Genomic DNA, 5742 nt, shown 5'->3' with positions numbered 1-5742 from the left:
CAGCACCCGCACCGTCTCGGCGACCAGCCCGTCCATGTCGGCGTCGAAGGCGATGGGATAGATGTCCTGGTACTTCTTCGGCGGGTTCTCCGCATAGGCGATGGTGCCGTCCGGGCGGTGATGGAACCACTCCGGGTGCTTGTGCACCCACGGATGGTCCGGAGAGCACTGCAACGCGAAGTCCAGCGCCACCTCCATGCCCAGCTCCCGCGCCCGCCGCACGAACCAGGCGAAGTCCTCCTGCGTGCCCAGGCCCGGGTGCACCGCGTCGTGCCCGCCCTCCGGCGACCCGATCGCCCACGGCACCCCCACATCGTCCGGACCGGGAGAGAGCGTGTTGTTCCTCCCCTTGCGGAACGTGGTCCCGATCGGATGGATCGGCGGCAGGTACACCACGTCGAAACCCATCGCCGCGATCGCCGGCAACCGGCGCGCGGCCGTACGGAACGTGCCGTGCGGCTGCTCGCGCGTGCCCTCCGAGCGCGGGAAGAACTCGTACCACGAGCCGTACAACGCCCGCTCCCGCTCCACCAGCAGCGGCAACGGCTCACTGCTGGTGACCAGCTCCCGCAGCGGATGCCGGGCCAGGACCTCGTCCACCTCCGGCGTCAACGCCGCCGCCAGACGAGACGCCGCGGGACGGCTCTCGTCCCGCAGGGCGTCGACGGCGGTGAGGATCACGTCGCGCAGTCCCTCCTCCTCGGGCACACCGGCGGCCGCCCGCTCGTACAGACGCGCGCCCTCCTCCAGGACGACGTCCGTGTCCATGCCCGCCGGGATCTTGATCCGGGCATGATGACGCCAGGTACTGACCGGGTCCCCCCAAGCCTCGACGGTGAACGTCCACAGGCCGGTTTCCCCGGCGGTGACCGTGGCCCCCCACCGGTCCGTCCCCGGGGTCAGCTCACGCATCGGCGTCCACGGACCGGGGCGGCCCTCGGGGTCCTTCAGGACGACATTGGCGGCCACCGCGTCATGCCCCTCCCGGAACACGGTCGCCGAGATCTCGAAGCTCTCACCGGTGACGGCCTTGGCCGGCCGGCGGCCGTGCTGGACCACCGGGCGGACGTCCAGGACGGGTATGCGCCCGACCGCGGTCGTCTCGCTCGCGCGTGGTGGTGGCGAGGCCGGTGGAGCGGCCTCGGCCGGGCGCGCGGGGCGTGCTTCGCCGCCGGGTGCGCGCGCCCCGGTGGTGCGGCGGTTGGGGGGTGCTGGCGAATGGTGCTTGGCGGGCATGACCGCTCCTGTCCGCGTCAACGTGGGTAGGCGGATGTGTGTGGGGAGGTGGGTCCTGCGTGATGCTCCTGAGAGGGGTACCCGCAGGAGCCTTCCCACCCTATTCGGGTGGGCAATCCGGCACTTTGTTAACTACTCACGCGTATGTCGACACACAAGACCGGCCTCGTCCGCGACGGACGAGACCGGCCCCCCGGCGCGCTGCTCCTTCGCCCTACCCGCGGGGCACCCGCAGTAACTTGTCCGGCGAACCGATGCCCCGGCCGGAGACCTTCCCGGTCGCCGCCGCGGTGGTCAGGGCCCTCCCGACCTGCGCCGGAGTCGCCTGCCGGTGATCGGCGAGATAGAGCGCGGCCACACCCGCGGCATGCGGAGACGCCATCGAGGTACCCGAAGAGACGGCCCGCGCGGTGTCGCTCGCGGCCGACGCCGAGGTGATGGCGACGCCCGGGGCGAACAGATCGAGGGCGGGACCGTCGTTGGAGAAGGCCGGTTTCGTATCCCCCCGGTCGGTCGCGCCGACCGTGACGGCCTGCTCGATGCCGCCCGGGGAGTACAGGGCGGCCGGCCTGCCGTCGTTGCCCGCGGCGACCGTGTAGGTGACGCCGGAGGCGATGGAGGCACGGACCGCGGCGTCCAGCCGGTCGTTGCGCGGGCCGCCCAGGCTGAGGTTGGCGACCGCGGGCTTCTTCGCGTGCCGGGTCACCCAGTCGATCCCGGCGATCACCCGGGCCGTGGTGCCCCCGCCCGCGGCGTCGAGGACGCGCACGGAGACGACCCGGGCCTTCTTGGCGACGCCGTGGACCGTCCCGGCGACGGTGCCGGCGACGTGCGTGCCGTGACCGTTGGCGTCCGAGGCGACCCGGTCGTTCCCGACGAAGTCCCAGCCGTGGCCCGCCCGGCCCGCGAAGTCCCTGTGGGTGGTGCGTACACCGGTGTCGATCACATACACCGTCACCCCCGCCCCGGCCCGCCCCGGCCAGGTGTAGCTCCGGTCCAGCGGCAGCTTCGGCCGGTCGACGCGGTCCAGCCCCCACGACGGTGGGTTCCGCTGGGTGCCGTCCAGCCGCACCCGGGTGTCCTGGACGACCGAGGCGACCCGGGGATCGGCGGCCAGCCGCCCGGCCCGTCTCTCGTCCGCCCGGACCGCGTAACCGTTGAGGACCGTGCCGTAGGTGTGGCTGATCTCCACCCCGTACTGTTCGGCGAGGCTCTTCCCGGCCGCCGACCGGGCCCCTGTGCCCTCCTTCAGCGTCACCAGGTAACTCCCGTGCACGGAGCCGGGTGATCCGGCCCCGGGTATCCGCCCCTCCGGTACGGCGTGCGCGGGCAGGGTGGTGGCCGAAAACGCCGCGGCGCAGAGCAGCGCGCTCAGGCCCCCCGTCCTGCGCAGACGCCGCTCGCGCGTCCGAGCCATGGTCCGAGTTCCCCTCCTCGACTCGGCGTACGGCTGCCGCGCGGCGCCGCGAACGGCGGGTGCGGGCCGGTACGCCAGAGGCAGCCTCTCGTGACGGGTGAAGCACCACAAGGACGCCTATGGGGGTGGAATCGGCCATATCCGCGGATGGTGCTGTTCAGGCCGATCGAGGGTCCCGGGGCGGAGCTTCAGCGGCGGGGGCACCGACGCCGGTACTGTCGTAGGAGACGTCGTCGAAGCCCTGCGAAATCCAGCGAACGCGCCGAGGTGGAACCCGTGAAGGCGATCCGTCGATTCACCGTCCGACCCGTTCTCCCCGACCCCCTCCGGCCCCTCAGTGATCTGGCCCGCAACCTGCGCTGGTCGTGGCATGCGGAGACCCGTGACCTGTTCCGGTCCGTCGACCCCGAACGCTGGGCGGCCTCGGGCGGCGACCCCGTCCGGCTGCTCGGCAGCGTGCCGCCCGGGCGGCTGGCGGAGCTGGCCCAGGACCGCCCGTTCCTGCGCCGCCTCACCGCGGTCGCGGGCGATCTGCACGACTACACGACCGGAGACCGCTGGTACCAGACCCAGCCGGAGGAACTGCCCGCCGCGATCGCCTACTTCTCACCGGAGTTCGGCATCACCGCCGCCCTGCCCCAGTACTCCGGCGGCCTCGGCATCCTGGCCGGCGACCACCTCAAGGCCGCCAGCGACCTCGGCGTCCCCCTGATCGGCGTCGGCCTGCTCTACCGGCACGGTTACTTCCGCCAGACCCTGTCCCGGGACGGCTGGCAGCAGGAGCACTACCCGGTCCTCGACCCGAACGAGCTGCCCGTCGCCCAGCTGGAGGAGCCCGACGGCACCCCCGCCCAGGTCGCCCTCGCCCTGCCCGGCGGCAAGCAGTTGCACGCCCGGATCTGGCTGGCGCAGGTCGGCCGGGTCCCGCTGCTGATGCTGGACTCCGATGTCGAGGAGAACGACCTCGGCGAGCGCGGCGTGACCGACCGGCTCTACGGCGGCGGCAGCGAACACCGGCTGCTCCAGGAGATGCTGCTCGGCATAGGAGGGGTCCGGGCGGTACGGACGTACTGCCGGCTGACCGGCCACCCCGAACCGGAGGTCTTCCACACCAACGAGGGACACGCCGGGTTCCTGGGCCTGGAGCGCATCGCGGAACTCTGCGACGAGGGGCTGGACTTCGACTCCGCGCTGGAGTCGGTCCGCGCCGGAACGGTCTTCACCACCCACACCCCCGTCCCGGCCGGCATCGACCGCTTCGACCGCGCGCTCGTCGCCCGCCACTTCGGCCCCCACGCCGAGCTGCCCCGTATCGACGTCGAGCGCGTCCTGCGGCTCGGCATGGAGACCTACCCCGGCGGGGAGCCCAACCTGTTCAACATGGCCGTCATGGGTTTGCGCCTGGCCCAGCGCGCCAACGGGGTCTCCCTGCTGCACGGCCACGTCAGCCGGGAGATGTTCGCCGGGCTGTGGCCCGGCTTCGACGCCGACGAGGTGCCGATCACGTCCGTGACCAACGGGGTGCACGCGCCCACCTGGGTCGCCCCCGAGGTGTTCCGGCTCGGCGCCCGGCAGATCGGTGCCCAGCGCGCCGAGGACGCCCTGACCGTCGGCGGCTCCGACCGCTGGGACGCGGTCGCCGACATCCCGGACCAGGACATCTTCGAGCTGCGGCGCGTGCTGCGCGAGCAGCTCGTGACCGAGGTGCGCGAGCGGCTGCGGGCCTCCTGGCGGCAGCGCGGCGCGCATACGGCCGAGCTGGGCTGGATCGACAGCGTGCTCGACCCGGACGTCCTCACCATCGGCTTCGCGCGGCGCGTCCCCTCGTACAAGCGCCTGACGCTGATGCTGCGCGACCGGGACCGGCTGATGGACCTGCTGCTGCACCCCGAGCGGCCGATTCAGATCGTCGTGGCGGGCAAGGCGCACCCCGCGGACGACGGCGGGAAGCGGCTGGTGCAGGAACTGGTGCGGTTCGCGGACGACCCGCGGGTGCGGCACCGGATCGTGTTCCTGCCGGACTACGGCATGGCGATGGCGCAGAAGCTCTACCCCGGCTGCGACATCTGGTTGAACAACCCGCTCAGGCCCCTGGAGGCCTGTGGCACCTCCGGCATGAAGGCGGCGCTCAACGGCTGTCTCAATCTGTCCGTGCTCGACGGCTGGTGGGACGAATGGTTCCAGCCCGACTTCGGCTGGGCCGTCCCCACGGCGGACGGTGTCGGGACCGACCCCGACCACCGTGACGACATAGAGGCCGCGGCGCTGTACGACCTGCTGGAACAGCGGGTGACGCCCCGCTTCTACGAGCGCGGCCGCAGCGGCCTGCCCGACCGGTGGATCGAGATGGTCCGGCACACGCTGAGCCTGCTCGGGCCGAAGGTGCTGGCGGGTCGGATGGTCCGCGAGTACGTGGAGCGGCTCTACGCGCCGGCGGCCCTGTCCCACCGGTCCCTGGACCCGGATGCGGCGCGCGATCTGGCCGAGTGGAAGACCAGGGTGCGGGCGGCCTGGCCAGGGGTCACGGTCGACCATGTGGAGACGTCGGCGTCGGAGACTCTGGCGGAGCTCGGTACGACACTCGCGCTACGGGTGCGGGTGGGGCTCGGAGACCTCGGGCCGGACGACGTCGAGGTGCAGGCGGTCTCGGGGCGGGTGGACGAGGAGGACCGCATCGGTGACGCGGCGGTCGTTCCGCTGAAGCCGGTGGGCGTGCCCGATCAGGACGGGCGCTGGGTGTACGAAGGGCCCCTGTCGCTGGATCGCACCGGGCCCTTCGGGTACACGGTGCGGATCCTTCCCGCGCATCGGCTTCTGGCCTCCGGCGCGGAGCTGGGTCTGGTGGCCGGGCCTTCCGAGGAGTTGGTGGAGGCCGCGGGGCTGTTGATGCGGTGAGTCCGCCGTCCGCGGGTGCGTGGGGGGCTGAGCGCGCGGTTCCCCACGCCCCCAGGGGGCTTCTGATGGATCTACGTGGAAGAAGGAGCGGCGTTCGGTGCGTGCGATCGGCGTGCGCCGTGAACGGTCATGTGGCGGAGTACGGCTACTGATCACCGACACCAGTCCAGCCGACTAGACGAAAGGCACTCACA

At 72.2% G+C, this 5742-nt stretch carries 3 protein-coding genes; 1 reads left to right on the top strand and 2 read right to left on the bottom strand.

Annotation, left to right across the window (positions count from 1 at the left end; translation table 11 throughout):
- The coding region (locus ABTX62_RS05010; RefSeq protein ID WP_352114853.1) for a maltotransferase domain-containing protein at positions 1–1236 on the bottom strand (1236 nt) is incomplete at its 3' end.
- Between the two features lie 214 nt (positions 1237–1450).
- A complete protein-coding gene (locus ABTX62_RS05005; RefSeq protein WP_352114852.1) occupies positions 1451–2653 on the bottom strand; it encodes a S8 family peptidase in 1203 nt (400 codons plus the stop codon).
- Between the two features lie 276 nt (positions 2654–2929).
- On the opposite strand from ABTX62_RS05005, the gene ABTX62_RS05000 reads away from it, so the two are divergent.
- Positions 2930–5548, top strand: coding sequence for a glycosyltransferase family 1 protein (locus tag ABTX62_RS05000; RefSeq protein WP_352114851.1), 2619 nt, complete (start codon positions 2930–2932; stop codon positions 5546–5548).
- The last annotated feature ends 194 nt before the right edge of the window (positions 5549–5742 follow it).

Source organism: Streptomyces sp. NPDC096046, assembly GCF_040303285.1.
Taxonomy (GTDB): Bacteria; Actinomycetota; Actinomycetes; order Streptomycetales; family Streptomycetaceae; genus Streptomyces.
The sequence above is the reverse complement of the archived record's forward strand: the minus strand, read 5'-3'. Positions and strand labels throughout refer to the sequence as shown.